The organism is Streptomyces sp. NPDC030862, from assembly GCF_055571835.1.
The window spans coordinates 15,005-33,443 of the sequence record NZ_JBVIEN010000007.1; the positions used below are offsets into that span (position 1 = coordinate 15,005).

An 18,439-nucleotide genomic window follows, 5' to 3' on the forward strand; every position below is an offset into this window, starting at 1 on the left:
ACGGTCAGCCCGCCGACAGCGGGCCTCCGGCGCGTCGCCACGTCTCGCGCACCACCACCGAACGCAGCCGCCAGCCCGCCTCCGTACGCGCCAGGGAGAAGCTGTACCGCCCGCCCGCGAGGGCGTCGTCCCCCGAGTCCAGCGGCAGGGGGGCGAGGTAGTCGGCCAGCGCGTCGGCGCTGTCGCCCGGATAGCCGCCCAGGTCCTCGATCCGCACCCGGCGGTTGACCAGGAGGTGCTGGCGCACCGGGCGCAGCCGCGGTGTCCCCGCCAGCCAGTCGGCGACCTCGGCCGCCGCGCCCTCGATCCCGCCGGCGCCCCGGTAGTCCGCCCGCCCGTCCGGGGTGAAGAGCTCCCGGTAGCCGGGCCAGTCGGCGTCGTCCAGGGCCACCGCGTACCCGGTGATCACCTCGTCGATGGCCAGGCGGTCCATCACGGTCGCGAGATCCGCGCGCTGTGTCATTCGGTCAGTGTCGAGCAGCCGGGCCCCCGCGCCAAGAGCGCCGCACGGCTCACGCCGCCTCCCAGTGGTGCGCGCGCCCGCCGCGCCACTCCACCAGGTGGGGGTCGTCCAGCGAGATGTCCGCCTCGTCGAGCCCGGCGCGCCGCAGGAACTCGATCAGGTCCGCGTCGTTGTGCGCGAGCCCGACGATCTGTCCGCGGATGGTGACGCGCCGCCCGCCGCCGGGGGAGGGGCGGTGCACGACGATGGGTGCCTGCCAGGCCATGGGACCAGGGTGCGCCCGGCGGCACATGATCGCACCCGTCCGGCAGAGGGTTTCTTCACACGGGGTGTGAAGGAAATGCCTGCATATATGCGGCGCATGCCCTGGCGCCCGTACCGCTGCGCGCGGGACGCTGCTCCTGCGTGTTCGGGCCGGAGGACCCGGGCCACGGGCCGCCGGTCACCCCCCCCTGCCGGCGGCCCGTCGCACGCCCGTCGCGCACTCGTCGCCCGCGCGTTCCCTCAGGTCCTCACCCGGCGGACTCGCCCGCGTGCGGGCTCAGCACCCCCAGCGCCACCAGGGCGAACAGCACGAGTCCGAGGATGATCCGGTAGATCACGAACGGCATGAAGGACTTCGTGGTGATGAACTTCATGAACCACGCGATGACCGCATATCCGACACCGAAGGCGATGATGGTCGCGAAGACCGTCGGCCCCCAGGAGACATGGCCGCCCTCGGTCGCGTCCTTCAGCTCGAAGAGCCCCGAGGCCAGCACCGCCGGAATGGCCAGCAGGAACGAGTAGCGGGCCGCCGCCTCGCGCGTGTAGCTCATCAGCAGGCCACCGCTGATCGTCGCGCCCGACCGCGAAACTCCGGGGATCAGGGCCATCGCCTGGCAGACGCCGAAGATCAGGCCGTCCTTCACACCCAGGTCCTGCAGCGTCTTGCGCTCCCGTACCGCGCGGTGCCGGCCGCCCTCCTCGACCCGGGCCGCCAGGCGGTCGGCGATGCCCAGCACGACACCCATCACGATGAGCGTCGTCGCGATCAGCCGGAGATCGCGGAACGGCCCCTCGATGTGGTCCTTGAGGGTGACGCCCAGCACGCCGATCGGAATCGACCCGACGATGACCAGCCAGCCCATCCGCGCGTCGTGGTCCGCGCGCATCGCCTTGTCCGTCAGCGAGCGGAACCACGCCGAGACGATCCGCGCGATGTCCTTGCGGAAGTAGATGAGGACGGCCGTCTCCGTACCGATCTGGGTGATCGCGGTGAACGCCGCGCCGGGGTCGGACCAGCCCGCGAAGGCGGCGGTCAGCCGCAGGTGCGCGCTGGAGGAGATGGGGAGGAACTCCGTCAGCCCCTGGACGAGTCCGAGGATGAGTGATTCGAACCAAGTCATGGGGCTAGGGCCGTCCCGAATGTGCTCGTGCGGTCATGGCGGGCCGCCGCGGTCGACGGGCGACCGGCGGCAGATCGGTGCGCAGCGTACAGCGCGAAGGTGAATGGAGGGCGTCACGCAGGCGACTCACCGGCCACGCAGCCGGTGGCGCTTGCACCACGCGACCACCGCCGCGCCGAGCCCCGTCAGCACGATGAACCCCGTCGAGAGGAGGAAGGCGGGCGAGGTCGGTGACGCGGCCTGACTGCCCGCGATCACGTACGCGGCGGTGTTCGGCACCGACCCGATGCCCGTCGCGAGCAGGAACGGCGCGTACCCCATCCGGGAGACCGCCGCGCAGTAGTTCGCCGCGGCGAACGGCACCCCGGGGAAGAGCCGGATCGCCAGCATGGAACGGAACCCGTGCCGGCTGAGCTGCCCGTCCGCCGCCGTCAGCCAGCGCCCCCGCAGCAGCGGACGCAGCGCGTCCTGCCCCAGCACCCGGCCCAGCGTGAACGCGATCCCCGCGCCCAGCACCGTTCCGGCGACCGCCGCGCCGAGCCCGGCCTGGGAGCCGAACAGCGCCCCGGCGGCCAGGTTCAGGATCGGCCGCGGCACGAAGGCGGCGGTGCACAGCCCGTACGCCAGCGCGAACAGCACCACCGCGCCCGCGCCGCCGATCTGCGGCGGCCAGCCGGCCGAGAGCAGCCGCTGCGGCTCGTACAGGACCACGGTCGCCGCCGCCGACACGAGCAGCAGCAGGAGCAGGGACAGGCGCGACCACGGGGAGACGAGCGCCCGCGAGCAGCGGAGGGCGAAGGCGGGGGCCTGGGGCCGCGTGACGGGGTCGAGCATCCGGGGAGACTAACCGACGGAGCCCGGTGATCGCCGTAACGTGCGTCCCCGCCGAAAACCGTTCGACGCGCACCCACCCGCCGCGCGATCATCGACGGCATGTCCCGGTACGCCTTCCCCGCAGCGCCGTCCGCAGTCGCGGACGCGCCGAAGGCTGCCGCTTCCCACTTCCCGGCCGCCCTCGACGGCGCCCGAAGCTGACCCTTCCCGGACAGTCCGGCGGACCCCACAGGGGGAGGGTCGGCAAGGCCCAGGGGTCCCCTCTCACCGCTTCGCGTTCCGGGAAGGAACCACGTCGCCATGTCCAAGACGGCATACGTCCGCACCAAACCGCATCTCAACATCGGCACCATGGGCCACGTCGACCACGGCAAGACCACCTTGACCGCCGCCATCACCAAGGTCCTCAGCGAGCGCACCGGCAGCGGCACCTCGTATGTTTCGTTCGACCGGATCGACCGGGCGCCCGAGGAGGCGCAGCGGGGCATCACCATCAACATCGCGCACGTCGAGTACGAGACCGACACCCGGCACTACGCGCACGTCGACATGCCCGGCCACGCCGACTACATCAAGAACATGGTCACCGGAGCCGCGCAGCTCGACGGGGCGATCCTCGTCGTCTCCGCGCTCGACGGGATCATGCCGCAGACCGCCGAGCACGTCCTGCTGGCCCGTCAGGTCGGCGTCGACCACATCGTCGTCGCACTCAACAAGGCCGACGCGGGCGATGACGAGCTCACCGACCTCGTGGAGCTGGAGGTGCGGGAGCTGCTCTCCGCCCACGGCTACGGCGGCGACTCCGTGCCCGTCGTACGGGTCTCCGGGCTCAAGGCCCTGGAGGGCGACCCGCGGTGGACCGGCGCCATCGAGGCGCTGCTGGACGCCGTGGACACGTACGTGCCCATGCCCGTGCGGTACGTGGACGCGCCGTTCCTGCTGCCCGTGGAGAACGTCCTCACCATCACCGGCCGCGGCACGGTCGTCACCGGTGCCGTCGAGCGCGGCACCGTGCGGGTCGGCGACCGGGTGCAGGTCCTGGGAGCGGACACGGAGACGGTCGTCACCGGCCTGGAGACCTTCGGCAAGCCGATGGAGTCCGCCCAGGCCGGCGACAACGTCGCCCTGCTGCTGCGCGGCGTGCCGCGCGACACGGTCCGCCGCGGCCATGTCGTGGCGGCGCCCGGCAGCGTCGTGCCGCGCCGCCGTTTCACCGCCCAGGTGTACGTCCTGTCGGCGCGCGAGGGCGGCCGTACGACGCCGGTCTCGACGGGGTACCGGCCGCAGTTCTACATCCGCACCGCGGACGTCGTCGGTGACGTCGACCTCGGCGAGGCGGCCGTCGCGCGCCCGGGCGACACGGTCACCATGACGGTCGAGCTGGGCCGGGACGTACCCCTGGAGCCGGGGCTCGGCTTCGCGATCCGCGAGGGCGGCCGCACCGTCGGCGCCGGGACGGTGACGGAGGTCACCGCCCCCGCCTGAGCACCGGACACCCGCCCCGCGGGGACGGTCCGGGGCCTGCCCGGTGGGCGGGCCCCGGGCCTGGGGCCGGGGCCCTCGGCCGTTTCGTTCGGATCATCCGATCGTCGGTCTGGTGGTGCCGTTGACTGACGCGCAGGTGGCGTGGATCGAGCCGTTCCTTCCGACAGGCCGGGGCAGCTTCCCTGCCGCGCGCTGCCGGCGCGTGTCATTCCGTCGGCGTGCCGATCCGAAGCCGGTTGCCGTCAGGGTCGCGCAGCTCGATCTCACGCGCCCACGGAGCGTCCTTCGCCTGCGCACCGAACTCGGTGGCGATGGCCTCGACATCACGAACGCGGAGGTAGACCAACGTGTCAGGGCGGGCGTCTCCCGTGTGCTCCGACAAGAACAACCGCACCCCGCCCCGGGCGACCTCGACGAACGTGGGAAGTCCCGGTTCGAAGCGATGTTCCCACTGCTTGGCGAAGCCCAGCCGCTGGTACCACGCGACCGCCGCCGCGGCGTCCTCGACGCGAAGAATGGGGATGACTTCCTCGTCCATGGCGCCATCGTCGCAGACCGCTCAGGGCGAACGTCGCCTGCCGCGGCACCAGGCGCCGCTACCCGTGATGCTCACCAGCGTGGCCCAGCCGAGTCGCCCCTCGGAGTCACCAGCCTCGAATCGGCAGGGACCGTCCTCGTCTTCGGCCAGGGCCGGCGGGCCAGGGCTTTGTCAGTGGTGGCTCTTATGGTGGTTGTCGCTCGAACTCAGCACAGGGGGGACCATGTCCGAGACCAGCATCGTCATGCCGGGGCACGCGCTGCATCCGTCGATCGTCCACGAGCCGAGCCGCCGCGCCCTGGCGCCGGGGGAGCGGCTGGACGGCCAAGGCCTGGTCAGCTTCCGCCCGCTCACCGCGCCGTCGCTGCTGTCGGTCCGTGAACATCTGATCGTGCGGGGCGGCGATCCGGCGCAACTCGATCCGGACCTCGCGGAACTGCTGCTGATCGGCCATCTGATCGTGGACGGGGAGGAGGCCGAGGAGGTGGTCCTCGACGGTGCCACCGGGCGGGTGTTCAGCATGTGGCTCTACGAGAAGTCGCCGGACGGAGCCGAGCTGTTCCCGCTGGCACCGTCGGTCGGAGCGCTGCTCCGCTTCCTCGGTGCGGTGGAGGACTTCCGGAGCCTGCGTGGCAGGTTCGCCGCCCTGGCCGGGCGGACGGGGCCCGAAGCGGTGCGGGCGGCCGAGCAGGCGCTGACCGCGGTGTTCACCGAGGAGGTGTGGGGCGAGGACGGCTGGGGTCAGGCCGGCCCGCGGTCCGGCTGGGACCAGCCGATACCGGCGTTCTGGCGGATCGCGGCGGCGATCCGTCCCCTCGGCCTCATCGCCGGGCCCGGGCGGGAGCTTGCCCTGGCACTGCCGGAAGGCCTGCTGGAAGGGGTGTTCGGCGCCGAGAACATGGTGCGGCTGACGGAGGACCAGCTGCCGTCGGCCCTCGTCCACGCGCCGACGCGCCGTTTCCTGACCGACGTGGGCCTGCCCTCCGACGGATTCATGTTCTACGGTCCCGAACCGGAGCCGCTGCCCACTCTCCCGCAGGACTGGGCCGAGTCGCAGAGCAACCCCCAGCACGCGCACCTGTGGCACGGCGACAAGCAGTTGCCGCCCGACGCGGAGCACCTGGTCGTGCTCGGCGGGCTTGTCCACGACTTCACCGTCCTCATCGACGGCCGGACCGGTGCCCTCTTCTACACGGAGACCGGCGCCGACCACGTCGTCCCGGTTAACGCCGACCTCTCCACGCTCGCCTTCACCCTCTGGCTGCACCAGCGGGAGCAAGCCCTGAACGAAGAGCACGACTTCACCGACGACTTCTACCACCAGCTCGCCGACACCATGATCGAGGTGCTGTCCTCGGTCGACCCGATAGCCTGCCGCCCCGCCGAGGGCCCCGACGACTACCGGTACTGGCCGGAGGTCTTCCACGACGAGGCGGGCGGCGTGCTGTGACGGCCTAGGGCCCGTCTTCCGGATCAGGCCAGACCCCGCGAGCCCGGCAAGATCCGAAAGACAGGCCCTAGCCCCGTCCGGAGCCCTCCTCGGGTTCCTGCATCTGATCAGCGAAGCGATGCGGTCTGGGCGACGAAGTGGGCGAGCTCCTCGGTGGCGCCGCGAGGCAGGCTGGCCGCCGCTGCCTCCGGCAGGGTCATGACCACGGTGCGCAACCGTATTGCGAGGTCCGGGAACGGGACCCATGCCGACGCCGGAACGTTCACAGCGGCAAGCAGCAGGTCACCCTCGTAGAAGTAGGCGTCGAGCATCGGCTCATCAAGCAGCAATCGCACCGCGAGCGGAAGAACGTACGGCAGCGCGACCTGCTGGGAGACGAGGGTGCGCAGATCGGCCGGACCCAGTTCGCCCAGCGGAACGCTCCGCAACTCATGCACCTTGCGGACCAAGTGGGTCGCGTCGGAGGCAGGAGGCGCCCAGCGAGGTGGGTCCAGCGCATCGAGTGTGCGGTCGAGGTGCAGCAGATGGTTCATGGTTCATTGTGCTGCCAGAACAGACGGGAGATCTCTGACTCAGGTCACGAGGAGGTGTTTCGCCGATCTTGCCGGGCGGCCTGATCGACAAGACACCCCCTAGGCTGGCCAGGTGAACGAGCAGCTTCCCGTACTCCGCGAGGTCGACCACGGCACCGCCAAGCTCATGCCCGACGTGGACCGGGAGCGGGCCTGGCTGCTGACGGTCGACGGGGCGCCGCAGTCGTACGTCGACCTCGACGACCCGGCGTACCTGGAGTTCGAGTACGCGCGGCGGCTCGCCCATGCCGTGGACTGTGCCGCCGGGGAGCCCGGCGAGCCGCTGGACGTGCTGCACCTCGGCGGCGGCGCGCTCACGCTGCCGCGCTGGATCGCGGTGACCCGGCCGGGCTCGCGGCAGGACGTCGTGGAGGCGGACCGGGGGCTCATCGCGCTTGTCGAGCGGCACCTGCCGCTGCCGCCCGGCGCGGGGATCACCGTGCACGCCGCGGACGCCCGCGCCTGGCTGGAGGCGGCGCCCGCGCGGTCGGCGGACGTGCTCATCGCGGACGTCTTCGGAGGCTCACGCGTCCCCGCGCACCTGACGTCCGTCGCGTACGCGCGAGCCGCCGAGCGCGCGCTGCGGCCGGGCGGGACCTACATCGCCAACCTCGCGGACGGCGCGCCCTTCGCCTTCCTGCGCTCGCAGCTCGCCACCTTCGCCACCGTCTTCGAGGAGCTCGCGCTGATCGCCGAACCCGCCGTGCTGCGCGGCCGGCGGTTCGGCAACGCGGTGCTGGTCGCCTCACACCGGGAGATCGACACGGCGGGGCTGGCCCGCCGGGCCGCCGCCGACGCCTTCCCGGCGCGCGTGGAGCACGGCCCGTCGCTGGCCCGCTTCACGGGCGACGCGCGCCCGGTACGCGACGAGGACGCGGTCGCGTCACCCGAGCCGCCCGACGGGGCCTTTGGTATCGGCTGACCGCCCGTCGGCCGGCCGACCCCCGGCCGGCCCGTCACCGGCTGACGGGCCTTCGGGCCGACGCGCCGTCGGCCCGCGCGGGAGCGGCCGGCCCCGCCGTGACCTCCTTCGTGCGCCGCGTCAGGTTGCGTACGTCCGGCACCAGCAGCACCAGCGCCGTCACCAGGACGACCAGCCCGGCACACCCCCACAGCGCCGTCTGCCGCCCGAACAGGTTCTCCGCCGGCCCCGCCAGCGCCGTCGACACCGGCAGCATGGCCGTCGAGCCGAACCAGTCGTACGCCGAGACGCGCGACAGCTTCTCCTCCGGGATCTCCTGGTGCAGCGCGGTCATCCACGCCACCCCGAACACCTCCAGCGTGACGCCGCTGAAGAACATCACCGCCGCCAGGCCGCCCAGCGGAAGCGGCACGGCCAGCGCCGCCGACGGCAGCGCCAGCGGGAAGACGCACAGGGTCCCGACGAGCAGCATCCGCCGCGGCTTCCAGCGCATCATCAGCACCGCCCCGCCCAGGGTGCCCACGCCGAACGCGGCCAGCGCCAGGCCCCAGGGCCGCGCCCCGCCCAGCTCCTCCTTGGCGACCAGCGGCCCGTACACGGACTCCGCCGCGCCCACCACCGCCACGACCACCGCGAACTGGGCGATGATCGACCAGAGCCAGGGCCGGCTCGCGACCTCGGTCCACCCCTCCCGCAGGTCCTTCAGCAGCCCGCCACCGGGCGCCCGCTCCTTGATGTGCCCGACGTCGAGGAAGGCGCGCAGAGCCCCCGCCACCGCGAACGCCACCGCGTCGACCGCGAGCACCCAGCCCGGACCGATCGCCGCGACCATCGCGCCGCCGAGCGCGGCACCGCCGATGCTCGCGCCGTTCATGGCCATGCGGAAGAGCGCGAAGGCCCGGCTGACCTGCTCGCCGCCGACACTCGACAGCAGCATGCCTTCGGCGGCCGGGCTGAAGAACGCGTGCCCGGTGCCGCCGAGCGCGGACAGCAGCATCATCTGCCACAGCCGCGCGTCGCCGGTGAGGACGAGGAGGGCGAAGAGCCCCTGGGAGACGCAGTTGAGGGCGTTGGCCGCCACCATCACCCGGTGGCGGGGCAGCCGGTCGGCCACCGCGCCGCCGATGAGCAGGAAGAGCACCAGCGGCAGTGTGCGGGCCGCCGTCACCAGGCCCACGTCGCCGCCGTCCCCGCCGGACTCCAGCACCGCGAACGCCGCCGCGATCAGGGCGCCGTGGGTGCCCAGGTTGGTGACGAACGCGGCGGCGGTCAGCAGGGTGTAGTTGCGGCCGGCCCACGCGGGGCGGCGCAGCCGGCGCGGGGGGTGGGGCGGGGCGGCGGGAGTTCTCACTCCGGGACTATCGCCAACACCCCGCCCCGATGCAAAACGGTTTCTCCGTCACCGCGGCCGCGGCGGGCTACGACGTGGAGTCGGCCAGCCGGACCGTGCTCATGATCTTCTGGATCGTCGCGTCCGACAGCTCGTCACCGACGCCCTCGGCGCCGTACAGGACCCAGCTGACGAAGTCGCCCTTGTCGTTCTTGAAGGAGAAGGCGATGGACTTGCCGTCCGTCGTGCACTTGCCGGTCTTCTTCACGCCCAGCGCGGTGGCCGTCGCCATGTGCCCGGTGAGCCCGGACGTGCTGGTGTAGGGCACCGCCTTGGTCGCCTTGACCGTGCCCTTGGGCTCGGTCTGGGCGTACGCCGCCCACACCCACATGCCGGCCGCGTTGTACGCCGCGTCCGCGGTGTCCTTGGCGCCCTGCGCCCCCTTGGTGCCGGTGCCGCTCAGGGTCCAGGTCTCCTGGCGGCCGTCCTTGTCGGTGTCGTCCGTGCACCACTCGCTCTTGAAGTACGCGGGCGAGGTCATCACCACCGCCGGGCTGCCGTCGCCCTTCTGCACGTCGTCGAAGGAGGAGATGGCGCCGACCTTCGAGACCTCCCACTCCGGCGGGACGTCGAAGAGCGTGCCGTACTTGGGGTTGGAGACGACCTTCCAGCCGGGGATGGTGGGCTTGGCCGCGGAGGAGCCGTCGCGCGGATTCTCGATCGCCGACGGGCTGGAGGCGGCGGGCGCGCTCTGCGAGGGCTTGGAGTCCCCGCCGCCCCTCACCTTCTTGTCGTCGTCCTGCAGCACCAGGAAGCCCGTGACGCCGGCGGCCACGACGACGGCGGTCGCGGCGACGATCGCGATGACCGTCGTCTTCTTCTTGTCGTCGGCAGGAGGCGGCACGGGCGCACCGGGCGGCTGCCCGGGCACGGCGTACTGCGGCGCGGTCGGCTGCTGGTAAGGGTTGGGCTGCGGGTACGCGTTCGGCTGCATCGGCTGTGCCGGCTGCTGGTACGGGTTGGCCTGCGGCGGCTGCCCCTGCGGGGGTTGCGCCTGCGGCGGCTGCTGCGGATAACCCGGCTGCTGGCACGGGTTCTGCTGCGGATACCCCGGCTGCTGGTACGGGTTCTGGTCCTGCGGGTTCTGCTCGCCCCCGGGCGGCTGCTGTCCTGGCCACATGGCGAGTAACCATAGAGGGGCCGGGGTGCCGGCTGCCACGCGCGCCCCCCGGCCATGGGTTCCCGTACTTGCTACCGCCTGGTAACTTCGGCTCATGTCCGAGACCCAGCCGAACATCGGCGAGATGCTGCTGGCCACTGTTCCCATGGCCAAGACCCTGAACCTCGAGGTCGTCGAGGCGACCACCGAGCGCGCTGTGCTGCGGCTTCCCGACCAGAGCGACTTCCACAACCACGTCGGCGGCCCGCACGCGGGGGCGATGTTCACGCTCGGCGAGTCCGCGAGCGGCGCCATCGTCATCGGCGCCTTCGGCGACCAGCTGGGCCGGGCCGTGCCGCTCGCCGTCAAGGCCGAGATCGCCTACAAGAAGCTCGCGATGGGCCCCGTCACCGCCACCGCCACGCTGGGCCGCACCAAGGCCGAGGTCGTCGCCGAGCTGGACGCCGGTCAGCGCCCCGAGTTCCCGGTCAACGTAGAGATCACGCGCGAGGACGGCGCCGTCACCGGCGAGATGACCATCACCTGGACCCTGCGCCCGAACGCGTAAAGCACCTTCACGCGTGCGCACGCGCGCGCGTGCGGCCGCCCCCACACCCCTCTTCGGGTGCGGGGGCGGCCCTGTCTGACCCGGTGTCAGGCGAGTCGTCCCGCATAGTGCGCTTATGTCACAAGAGTCGGAAACCGTCACCCGGAGAACCACCCTCCGCCTGCTCACCGGAGCCGTCACCGCCGCGGCCGTCACCACCGGAACGCCCCTCCCCGGACCGGCCCCCGAGGCCCGGGCCACCCCCCGGCACAGCCGCGTCGACGAGCTGCTCGCCCGGCTGGGCCTCGACGAGAAACTCGGCCTCCTGCACGGCGCGAAGGACCCGGAGAACCTCGGACAGGCCGGTTACGTCCCCGGCGTCCCGCGCCTCGGCATCCCCCCGCTGCGGCTGGCCGACGGCCCCGCCGGCGTACGCCTCAGAACGGCCCGCGCCACCGCCCTGCCCGCGCCCGTCATGCTCGCGAGCACCTTCGACCCCGCCCTCGCCCGGGAGTACGGCCGGGTCATCGGCCACGAAGGGCGGGCGCTGGGCCAGGACGTCCTGCTGTCGCCCATGGTCAACCTGATCCGCACCCCGTACGCCGGACGGAACTTCGAGACCTTCTCCGAGGACCCGCTCCTCTCCGCCGACCTCGTCGCCGAGGAGATCCGCGGCATCCAGGGCGAGGGCCTGATCGCCACGGTCAAGCACTTCGCCCTCAACAACCAGGAGACCGACCGCACCACCGTCGACGTACGGATCGGCGAACAGGCCCTGTACGAGACCGAACTGCGCGGCTTCGAGGCCGCCGTCGCCGCCGGGGCCGGAGCGGTGATGGGCGCCTACAACAAGGTCGACGGCCTCCACGCGTGCGAGAACCCGGCCCTGCTCACCGGCATCCTGCGCGAAGGCTGGGGCTTCGACGGCTGGGTGATGAGCGACTGGGACGCCACCCACAGCGCCGCCCCCGCCCTCCGCGCGGGCCTCGACATGGAGATGCCCGCAGGTCGCTGGTTCGGCGAACCCCTGCGCCGCGCGGTGCGCGACGGCACCGTGCCCGAGGCCACCGTCGACCGCGCCGTACGGCGGATCCTCACCATCATGGAGCGGTTCGGACTCCTCGACGGCACGGCCCCCGCCCGCCCCGCCCGGGACGCCGAGGCCGGCGCCCGGGTCGCGTACCGCGTCGCCGTGGCGGGCGCGACCCTGCTGCGCAACGCCCCGCGCGACGGGAGCGCCACCCTCCCGCTCGCCGGCCCCGCCACCCGCTCCCTCGCCGTCATCGGCCCCACCGGCGCGCTGCCCCTCTCCAGCGGCGGCGGCAGCGCCCACGTCGTGCCCGACCGGGCCGTGAGCCCGCTCGAAGCCCTCACCGCCCGCGCGGGACGGGGCGCACGCGTGACGTACGCCCTCGGCGAGGACCTCTACGGCAAGCCGCTGCCCGCCACGTCCCCGGGCGCCCGCTTCGAGCGCCAGAGCGTCCGGGCCGGCGAGACGTGGACGTACGAAGGGACGCTCACGGTCGACGAGCCCGACGAGTGGACGCTCCTCGTCCACTACAGCGGCGAGCGGCCCCGGGTCGTGCTGGACGGCCGCGAACTCTTCCCGCGCCGGGACGCCATGGCCGAGCTCTTCGACGGCTTCGGCCTGGCGGCCACCGCTCCGGACGGCCTCAAGGTGCGGCGTACCACCCGCACCCTCGCCCCCGGGCGCCACTCCCTCCACGTCACCGCGAAGGGCGGTGCGAAGGGGCAGGCCTTCCGGCTCCGCCGGATCACGGGCGCCACGCGCGCGGCGGACGTGGCCGAAGCCGTGCGCACCGCCCGCGCCGCGCACAGCGTGGTGCTGTTCGCGTACGAGGACGCCATCGAGGGGCGCGACCGTACGACGCTGGCGCTGCCCGGCCACCAGGAGGCCCTGATCGGCGCGGTCACCGCCGCCAACCCCCGTACCACCGTCGTCCTCAACACCTCGTCCGCCGTCACCATGCCGTGGCTGGAGAGGACGGGGGCGGTGCTGCAGATGTACTACCCCGGCCAGGAGGGGGCCGCCGCGACCGCCGCCGTCCTGTTCGGCGACACCGACCCCGGCGGCCGGCTCACCCAGACCTTCCCCGCCTCCGACTCACGCCACCCGACCGCCGGCGACCCGCGCCGCTACCCCGGCGCCGACGGCGTCGCCGAGTACACGGAGGGGGTCAGGACGGGGTACCGCTGGTACGACGCGGAGGGCGTGGAGCCGCTGTTCCCCTTCGGGCACGGGCTCTCGTACACCACCTTCGCGTACGCGGGACTCGTGGTGACGCCCGCGCGCGGGGGCGGCCTGACGGCGAGCTTCACCGTCCGCAACACCGGCTCGCGCACCGGCGTCGCCGTCCCCCAGCTGTACGTCGGGCCCTCGCCCGACCTGGCCCTGGACCAGGCTCCGCTGGTGCTGGCGGGCTACCGGCGCCTGGAGCTGCGGCCCGGCCAGGTCCGCCGCGTCACCATCCCCATCGCCCCCCGCACCCTGTCCTGCTGGGACCCGGCGCGGCACGCCTGGGTCCTCGGAACCGGAACCCGCACCGTACGGCTCGGGGCGTCGGCCCGGGACCTCCGGCTCACCGTGCGCGCGAGGGTGCTCGCCCTGTGAGGCGGTAGGCTGCCCGGGCGTGCGCCGCCGCCGCGCCGCGCCGCACGCCCCGGGCAGCCCGATCGAGGCCGCCGCAGCCCATCAGCAGATCCACGATCCGCGGACGCACGATCCGCGGGTCCACGATCCACAGATCCACACGGAGGAGCCGGCGTTGCACGTCCAGGAGTGGCTCGAGACCGTTCCACCGCTCAGTATCTACCTCCTGGTAGGGGTGGTGATCGGGCTCGAAAGCCTCGGTATCCCGCTGCCGGGTGAGATCGTCCTCGTCAGCTCGGCGCTGCTGGCCTCGCAGCACGGCGACATCAACCCGTACGTCCTGGGCGCGTGCGCCACCGCCGGAGCGATCATCGGCGACTCGATCGGGTACGCGATCGGCCGCAAGGGCGGCCGTCCGCTGCTCGCCTGGCTCGGCGGCAAGTTCCCCAAGCACTTCAGCGAAGCCAACATCGCCCTGGCGGAACGGTCCTTCGAGAAGTGGGGCATGTGGGCCGTCTTCTTCGGCCGCTTCGTGGCACTGCTGCGGATCTTCGCGGGGCCGCTGGCCGGTGTGCTGCGCATGCCGTACTGGAAGTTCGCCATCGCCAACGTCTTCGGCGGCATCCTCTGGGCGGGCGGCACCACGGCCGTCATCTACTCGGTCGGCGTCGTCGCCGAGGCCTGGCTCAAGCGGTTCTCGTGGGTGGGACTCGTCCTCGCCGTCGTCATCGGCCTGACGTCGATGCTGATCCTCAAGAGCCGCGCCAAGAAGGCGGCGGCCCAGGCGGAGGCCCGCGCCGCCGCCGAGGGCCCGGCGGCTCCGGCGACTCCGGTGGCCCCGGAACCGGTCGCCGTCGACTGACCGGCCGCTCCAGGCCCGCGTGACCGGGTGGGCCGGCTCGACCAGGAGGGTCCGCTGGGCCGGCTCGACCGGGCGGGTCCGCTGGGCCGGCGCGATCGGGTGGGCCCGGCGGACCGGTCGGGCCCGGCGCGCCGGGCCGCCCGCGGGGGCTCAGTCCTCCGGGACCTCACGGTGGGCCCGCGCCAGCTCCAGGTACATCGCGGCGTTGAGCTTGATGCCCTCCCGCTCCTCGGCCGTCAGCTCCCGCTTGACCTTCGCCGGGACCCCCGCGACCAGGGAGCCGGGCGGGACCCGCATCCCCTGGGGGACCAGCGCCTGGGCCGCGATCAGCGAGCCGGCGCCGATGTGGGCCCCGTTCAGGACGGTGGCGCCCATGCCGACGAGGACGTCGTCCTCGACCGTGCAGCCGTGCAGGACGGCGTTGTGGCCGACCGAGACCCGCTCGCCGACGGTGACCGGGAAACCGGGATCCACATGTACCGTGCAATTATCTTGGACGTTGCTGTCGGCGCCCAGCGTGATCGGCCCGAGGTCCGCGCGCAGCACGGCGTGGTACCAGACGCTCGACCCGCGGGCCATCGTCACCTCGCCGACCACGACGGACGTCGGTGCGGCGAAGGCCTCCGGGTCGACCTTCGGTTCCTTGCCGCCGACGCCCGTGATCAAGGCCCGCTCTGCCATCGCCTGCTCCCTCGGATGCTCATGTGCTGTGGGTCGCGCCAGGGGGAACCGTAAGCGACGGCCCGGCCCGGGACGACGGTGGGGCGAACATCACAGGCCCGCGCGCCGGTCGGCCGTGACCTCGCGGACTACCGTGTGCGGGTGCCGAAGAACAGAAACACGTTCTCATCGCCGGCCGCCTGGTGGCGAAAGCTCCTCTCCCGCGCGGCTCACGCCGGCTGGCGCCGGCTGCAGGAGGCCGGGGCCGTCACCGCGGAGCACCCCGGGCGGCTGCGGTTCCGCGCGCTCGGCGCCGGGACCCGGCTCGCCTTCCCCCAGGGCACCGTCTTCGGCGAGGGGTGGATCGAGCTCGGCGAGTGCTGCATCATCGCGGAGCAGGTGACCCTCACCGCCGGCATGATGCCCGGTCTCGACCTGGGCCCCGACCCCGTCCTGACCCTCGGCAACGGCGTCGTCCTCGGCCGCGGCAGCCATGTCATCGCCGACGCCCGGGTGACGATCGGCGCGGACACCTTCTGCGGCCCGTACGTCTACATCACCTCGACCAACCACAGTTACGACGACCCGCACGAGCCGATCGGCCGGCAGTGGCCGCGCAGCGAGCCCGTGGAGATCGGCCCCGGCTGCTGGCTCGGCACCGGGGCGGTGATCCTGCCCGGCGCCAGGCTCGGCCGCAACGTCGTGGTCGCCGCGGGCGCGGTCGTCCGCGGCGAGGTGCCCGACCACGCGGTGGTGGCGGGGGCGCCTGCCCGCGTCGTACGCAGCTGGGACGCCGAAAAGGGCTGGCAGCCGCCGCTGCGTACGCCCACGCCCCGGCCGATACCGGACGGCGTCACGCCGGAGCAGCTGGAGGCGCTCGCGGAACTGGCGGAACTGGGGGAGCTGGGGAAACTGGAGGAACTCGCGGAAGTGGCGGCGCCGGCCGAAGCGGAGGGGCGCTGATCAGCCGGCGGCCAGCAGCACCGTCCCCACCAGCGCCAGCCCGGCGCCGGCCGCCTGCACCGCCCGCAGCCGCTCCTTGAGCACACCGCGCGCGGCGAGCGCCGTCACCACCGGGTAGAGGCTGGCCAGCACGGCGGCCACGGTGACGGGGCCGTGCTGTGCGGCGAGGGCGTACGTGCCGTTGGCGGCGACGTCCGCGAGCCCCACGAAGGCGAGGGCGGGCAGGGCGCCCACGACCACGCCTATGCCGCCGTCCTCCGGAAGGGCGCGCCCGCCCCGCTTCACGGAGGCGTACAGGGCCGCGCCGCCGACGGCCACATTGGTGACGCGCTGCACGAACAGCGCGAGGAAGAGCCCGGTGAGGGTGGTGGAGGCCTCGGAGATCAGCGCCATCACCGCGCCGAAGCCGAACGCCGCCACCAGCGTCAGCAGCACGGCCTGCCGCCGCACCGGCGCACCGCGCAGCTCGGGCCCGCCCGCCAGCACCACGCCCGCGACGGCCACGCCGATCCCGGCGAACTGCAGCACCCCCGGCCGGTCGCCCAGCAGGAGGCCGACCGAGACGGGCACGACCACGCCGAGGGAGCCGAGCGGGGACACCACGCCCATCGGGCCGAGCGCCAGCGCCTTGTAGAAGGCGAGCATCGCCACCGGGCCGACGGCGCCGGCGGCCACCGCGTACCAGAGCCGCGGCCCCGCCTCGCTCCAGCCGCCGGTCGCGACGACGAGTGCGCCGAGGACGACGACCGCGATCGTCTGGGAGACGACGACCACGGTGAGGGCGGGGGTGCGCCGGGTGAGCAGCCCGCCGCCGAAATCGGCCAGCCCCCACAGGAGGCTGGTGGCCAGGGCGAACAGCGCTGTCATGGTGTCGTCGCCTCGCAGTACAGTGCGGTGAACAAGGAAGTGCACCACACCGTAGTGCAGCCTGTTGAACTCTGTCATCCAGAATATTGGACGGAATGTGTCGGACCTCGATCAGCTCACGCAGTCGCTCGCCCGCAACCTGAAGCGCTGGCGGGGAGAGCGGGGCTTCACCCTCGACGCGCTCGCGGCCCGCTCGGGGGTCAGCCGCGGCATGATCATCCAGATCGAGCAGGCGCGTACGAACCCGAGCGTCGGCACGACCGTGAAGCTCGCCGACGCGCTAGGCATCTCCATCACCACGCTGCTCGACTACGAACAGGGCCCGCACGTACGCCTCGTGCCCCAGGAGCAGGCCGTGCGCATGTGGTCCACGGACAAGGGCAGTCACACCACGCTGCTGGCCGGCACCGAGGCGCGGGGGCCGCTGGAGCTGTGGGCGTGGGTCCTGATGCCGGGCGACGTCCACGCCTCCGACCCGCATCCGGGCGGGACCACCGAGCTGCTGCACGTCACGGCCGGGGAGCTCACCCTGGTCGTCGACGCCGTCGAGCACCGCGTACCGGCCGGAACCTCCGCCGTCTTCGAGTCCAACGTCCCGCACGCGTACCGCAACGACGGGGACGAGGCGGTCGAGATGACGATGGCCGTCTCCGTCCCGCCCGTCCGCTGAGCCCGTCCTCTGAGACGCTCAAACGTCCCTCGCCGCACCGCTGTTAGCGTGCGGCGCATGCGCGCACCCATCGGAGACTTCGACCACGCCCGCCCCGCCCCCGACTGCCTCGACGAGCTCACCGCACCCGTCGCCGCCGCCGTACGCGCGTGGCGGGGGCACGTGCCCGCCGAGCGGCTGCTGTACGTGGACACCGACCCGGCCATCGCCGACACCGCCGCCTTCGTCGAGCACCACGGGCAGGACCTGCTCGACGCCTCCGCCAACTGCGTGGTCGTGGCGGGCAAGCGGGGCGGCGAGAGCTCGCTCGCGGCCTGCGTGGTGCTGTCCTGGACGCGCGTCGACGTCAACGGCGTCGTCCGCAGGCACCTGGGCGTCCGCAAGGCGTCCTTCGCGCCCATGGACACCGCGACGGGCGGGACCGGCATGGAGTACGGCGGGATCACGCCCATCGGCCTGCCCGGCGACTGGCCGCTCCTGATCGACTCCGCCGTCGTCGACCGCGAGTGGGTGCTGCTCGGCAGCGGCCGCCGCCGCGGCAAGCTCATCGTGCCCGGCAAGGCCCTCGCCGACCTGCCGGGCGCGGTGGTCCTGGAGGGGCTCGGGGCGGCCCCCGCCGCGAGCTGAGCCCCCGCCGCGAGCCGAGCCCCCCGCCCTCAGCCGAGCTTCGGGATCTCGATGGCCGGGCAGCGGTCCATCACCATGTCGAGCCCGGCGGCGCGCGTGCGCGCGTAAGCCTCCCGGTCGATCACGTCCAGCTGGAACCAGACCGCCTTGGCGCCCTTGGCCACGGCCTCGTCGGCGATGCCCCCGGCGAGGTCGCTGTTGACGAAGACGTCCACGACGTCCACGGGGAAGGGGATGTCCGCGAGCGACGCGTACCCCTGCTCCCCGTGGACCGTCTCCGCCTTCGGATGGACGGGCACGATCCGCTTCCCGAAGCGCTGGAGAACGGCCGCGACCCCGTACGCCGCGCGCGAGCGGTTGTTGGACAGCCCGACCACCGCCCACGTGTCCCCGGACTCGGTCAGGATCCTGCGGATGGTCTCGGCCTCGGACGCGGCCCCGGACTGGCTCTGCACGCTCTGCCTCCTGTGTATGCCTCGGTGTGTCCCTCT

20 protein-coding genes are annotated in these 18,439 nt (G+C 73.0%); 9 read left to right on the forward strand and 11 right to left on the reverse strand.

All coding sequences use genetic code 11. The annotated features are described in order from the left end of the window. Nucleotides 1-4: 4 nt before the first annotated feature. The 4 genes from ACZ42X_RS19475 to ACZ42X_RS19490 all read right to left on the reverse strand — a co-directional run bounded on the left by ACZ42X_RS19475 (nucleotide 5) and on the right by ACZ42X_RS19490 (nucleotide 2,685). The gene (locus ACZ42X_RS19475; RefSeq protein WP_468291293.1) at nucleotides 5-463 is read right to left on the reverse strand and encodes a nuclear transport factor 2 family protein; all 459 of its coding nucleotides are present in this window, start codon (nucleotides 461-463) and stop codon (nucleotides 5-7) included. A gap of 49 nt (nucleotides 464-512) precedes the next feature. Beyond that, on the reverse strand, nucleotides 513-728 hold the full coding sequence (locus ACZ42X_RS19480; protein WP_073755598.1) for a hypothetical protein: 216 nt from the start codon (nucleotides 726-728) through the stop codon (nucleotides 513-515). A 247-nt stretch (nucleotides 729-975) separates the two neighbouring features. Beyond that, the gene (locus ACZ42X_RS19485) at nucleotides 976-1,851 is read right to left on the reverse strand and encodes an undecaprenyl-diphosphate phosphatase (protein WP_468291295.1); all 876 of its coding nucleotides are present in this window, start codon (nucleotides 1,849-1,851) and stop codon (nucleotides 976-978) included. 126 nt (nucleotides 1,852-1,977) lie between these two features. Then, on the reverse strand, nucleotides 1,978-2,685 hold the full coding sequence (locus ACZ42X_RS19490) for a TVP38/TMEM64 family protein (protein ID WP_468291298.1): 708 nt from the start codon (nucleotides 2,683-2,685) through the stop codon (nucleotides 1,978-1,980). A 300-nt stretch (nucleotides 2,686-2,985) separates the two neighbouring features. Here ACZ42X_RS19490 and tuf point away from each other — a divergent pair, with 300 nt between their 5' ends. After that, nucleotides 2,986-4,170, forward strand: coding sequence for an elongation factor Tu (gene tuf / locus ACZ42X_RS19495; RefSeq protein WP_468291300.1), 1,185 nt, complete (start codon nucleotides 2,986-2,988; stop codon nucleotides 4,168-4,170). A gap of 205 nt (nucleotides 4,171-4,375) precedes the next feature. On the opposite strand, the gene ACZ42X_RS19500 is transcribed toward tuf, so the two are convergent. After that, a complete protein-coding gene (locus tag ACZ42X_RS19500; RefSeq protein WP_468291303.1) occupies nucleotides 4,376-4,708 on the reverse strand; it encodes a glyoxalase superfamily protein in 333 nt (110 codons plus the stop codon). A 223-nt stretch (nucleotides 4,709-4,931) separates the two neighbouring features. On the opposite strand from ACZ42X_RS19500, the gene ACZ42X_RS19505 reads away from it, so the two are divergent. Beyond that, nucleotides 4,932-6,158, forward strand: coding sequence for an SUKH-4 family immunity protein (locus ACZ42X_RS19505; protein WP_468291306.1), 1,227 nt, complete (start codon nucleotides 4,932-4,934; stop codon nucleotides 6,156-6,158). 107 nt (nucleotides 6,159-6,265) lie between these two features. Here ACZ42X_RS19505 and ACZ42X_RS19510 read toward each other — a convergent pair whose 3' ends face one another. Beyond that, on the reverse strand, nucleotides 6,266-6,691 hold the full coding sequence (locus tag ACZ42X_RS19510; protein WP_468291308.1) for a contact-dependent growth inhibition system immunity protein: 426 nt from the start codon (nucleotides 6,689-6,691) through the stop codon (nucleotides 6,266-6,268). Nucleotides 6,692-6,803: 112 nt separating this feature from the next. Between ACZ42X_RS19510 and ACZ42X_RS19515 the strand changes: the two genes are divergently transcribed. Next, nucleotides 6,804-7,652, forward strand: coding sequence for a spermidine synthase (locus ACZ42X_RS19515; RefSeq protein ID WP_468291311.1), 849 nt, complete (start codon nucleotides 6,804-6,806; stop codon nucleotides 7,650-7,652). A gap of 34 nt (nucleotides 7,653-7,686) precedes the next feature. On the opposite strand, the gene ACZ42X_RS19520 is transcribed toward ACZ42X_RS19515, so the two are convergent. Beyond that, nucleotides 7,687-9,003 carry an MFS transporter gene (locus ACZ42X_RS19520; protein ID WP_468291314.1) on the reverse strand — a complete coding sequence of 439 codons (1,317 nt, stop codon included), beginning with the start codon at nucleotides 9,001-9,003 and terminating at the stop codon, nucleotides 7,687-7,689. Nucleotides 9,004-9,070: 67 nt separating this feature from the next. Further along, nucleotides 9,071-10,162, reverse strand: a complete 1,092-nt coding sequence (locus ACZ42X_RS19525; protein ID WP_468291317.1) for a DUF8017 domain-containing protein — start codon at nucleotides 10,160-10,162, stop codon at nucleotides 9,071-9,073. A gap of 94 nt (nucleotides 10,163-10,256) precedes the next feature. Here ACZ42X_RS19525 and ACZ42X_RS19530 point away from each other — a divergent pair, with 94 nt between their 5' ends. From ACZ42X_RS19530 to ACZ42X_RS19540, 3 genes are all read left to right on the forward strand, one after another. Next, nucleotides 10,257-10,709: a DUF4442 domain-containing protein gene (locus ACZ42X_RS19530; RefSeq protein ID WP_468291320.1), complete on the forward strand. Its 453-nt coding sequence runs from the start codon at nucleotides 10,257-10,259 to the stop codon at nucleotides 10,707-10,709. Nucleotides 10,710-10,824: 115 nt separating this feature from the next. Then, nucleotides 10,825-13,320, forward strand: coding sequence for a beta-glucosidase (locus ACZ42X_RS19535; protein ID WP_468291323.1), 2,496 nt, complete (start codon nucleotides 10,825-10,827; stop codon nucleotides 13,318-13,320). A 154-nt stretch (nucleotides 13,321-13,474) separates the two neighbouring features. Beyond that, on the forward strand, nucleotides 13,475-14,161 hold the full coding sequence (locus ACZ42X_RS19540; RefSeq protein ID WP_361420586.1) for a DedA family protein: 687 nt from the start codon (nucleotides 13,475-13,477) through the stop codon (nucleotides 14,159-14,161). Nucleotides 14,162-14,311: 150 nt separating this feature from the next. On the opposite strand, the gene ACZ42X_RS19545 is transcribed toward ACZ42X_RS19540, so the two are convergent. Next, complete coding sequence (locus tag ACZ42X_RS19545) at nucleotides 14,312-14,842, reverse strand: gamma carbonic anhydrase family protein (RefSeq protein WP_468291326.1); 531 nt, start codon at nucleotides 14,840-14,842, stop codon at nucleotides 14,312-14,314. Between the two features lie 141 nt (nucleotides 14,843-14,983). Here ACZ42X_RS19545 and ACZ42X_RS19550 point away from each other — a divergent pair, with 141 nt between their 5' ends. Continuing rightward, on the forward strand, nucleotides 14,984-15,784 hold the full coding sequence (locus ACZ42X_RS19550) for an acyltransferase (protein ID WP_468291329.1): 801 nt from the start codon (nucleotides 14,984-14,986) through the stop codon (nucleotides 15,782-15,784). On the opposite strand, the gene ACZ42X_RS19555 is transcribed toward ACZ42X_RS19550, so the two are convergent. Then, on the reverse strand, nucleotides 15,785-16,651 hold the full coding sequence (locus ACZ42X_RS19555; RefSeq protein WP_468292400.1) for an EamA family transporter: 867 nt from the start codon (nucleotides 16,649-16,651) through the stop codon (nucleotides 15,785-15,787). A 97-nt stretch (nucleotides 16,652-16,748) separates the two neighbouring features. Here ACZ42X_RS19555 and ACZ42X_RS19560 point away from each other — a divergent pair, with 97 nt between their 5' ends. Continuing rightward, entirely contained in the window at nucleotides 16,749-17,321 is a 573-nt protein-coding gene (locus ACZ42X_RS19560; RefSeq protein WP_468291331.1) for a helix-turn-helix domain-containing protein, read from the forward strand. A gap of 57 nt (nucleotides 17,322-17,378) precedes the next feature. Beyond that, on the forward strand, nucleotides 17,379-17,948 hold the full coding sequence (locus ACZ42X_RS19565; RefSeq protein WP_468291334.1) for a YbaK/EbsC family protein: 570 nt from the start codon (nucleotides 17,379-17,381) through the stop codon (nucleotides 17,946-17,948). Between the two features lie 29 nt (nucleotides 17,949-17,977). Here ACZ42X_RS19565 and ACZ42X_RS19570 read toward each other — a convergent pair whose 3' ends face one another. Then, nucleotides 17,978-18,403: a CoA-binding protein gene (locus tag ACZ42X_RS19570; RefSeq protein ID WP_468291336.1), complete on the reverse strand. Its 426-nt coding sequence runs from the start codon at nucleotides 18,401-18,403 to the stop codon at nucleotides 17,978-17,980. Between the last annotated feature and the right edge of the window lie 36 nt (nucleotides 18,404-18,439).

Coding starts and splice junctions, on each gene's coding strand:
- ACZ42X_RS19475 (WP_468291293.1), bottom strand. CDS start 463: ATGACACAGCGCGCGGATCTCGCGACCGTGATGGACCGCCTGGCCATC.
- ACZ42X_RS19480 (WP_073755598.1), bottom strand. CDS start 728: ATGGCCTGGCAGGCACCCATCGTCGTGCACCGCCCCTCCCCCGGCGGC.
- ACZ42X_RS19485 (WP_468291295.1), bottom strand. CDS start 1,851: ATGACTTGGTTCGAATCACTCATCCTCGGACTCGTCCAGGGGCTGACG.
- ACZ42X_RS19490 (WP_468291298.1), bottom strand. CDS start 2,685: ATGCTCGACCCCGTCACGCGGCCCCAGGCCCCCGCCTTCGCCCTCCGC.
- tuf (WP_468291300.1), top strand. CDS start 2,986: ATGTCCAAGACGGCATACGTCCGCACCAAACCGCATCTCAACATCGGC.
- ACZ42X_RS19500 (WP_468291303.1), bottom strand. CDS start 4,708: ATGGACGAGGAAGTCATCCCCATTCTTCGCGTCGAGGACGCCGCGGCG.
- ACZ42X_RS19505 (WP_468291306.1), top strand. CDS start 4,932: ATGTCCGAGACCAGCATCGTCATGCCGGGGCACGCGCTGCATCCGTCG.
- ACZ42X_RS19510 (WP_468291308.1), bottom strand. CDS start 6,691: ATGAACCATCTGCTGCACCTCGACCGCACACTCGATGCGCTGGACCCA.
- ACZ42X_RS19525 (WP_468291317.1), bottom strand. CDS start 10,162: ATGTGGCCAGGACAGCAGCCGCCCGGGGGCGAGCAGAACCCGCAGGAC.
- ACZ42X_RS19530 (WP_468291320.1), top strand. CDS start 10,257: ATGTCCGAGACCCAGCCGAACATCGGCGAGATGCTGCTGGCCACTGTT.
- ACZ42X_RS19535 (WP_468291323.1), top strand. CDS start 10,825: ATGTCACAAGAGTCGGAAACCGTCACCCGGAGAACCACCCTCCGCCTG.
- ACZ42X_RS19545 (WP_468291326.1), bottom strand. CDS start 14,842: ATGGCAGAGCGGGCCTTGATCACGGGCGTCGGCGGCAAGGAACCGAAG.
- ACZ42X_RS19555 (WP_468292400.1), bottom strand. CDS start 16,651: ATGACAGCGCTGTTCGCCCTGGCCACCAGCCTCCTGTGGGGGCTGGCC.
- ACZ42X_RS19565 (WP_468291334.1), top strand. CDS start 17,379: ATGCGCGCACCCATCGGAGACTTCGACCACGCCCGCCCCGCCCCCGAC.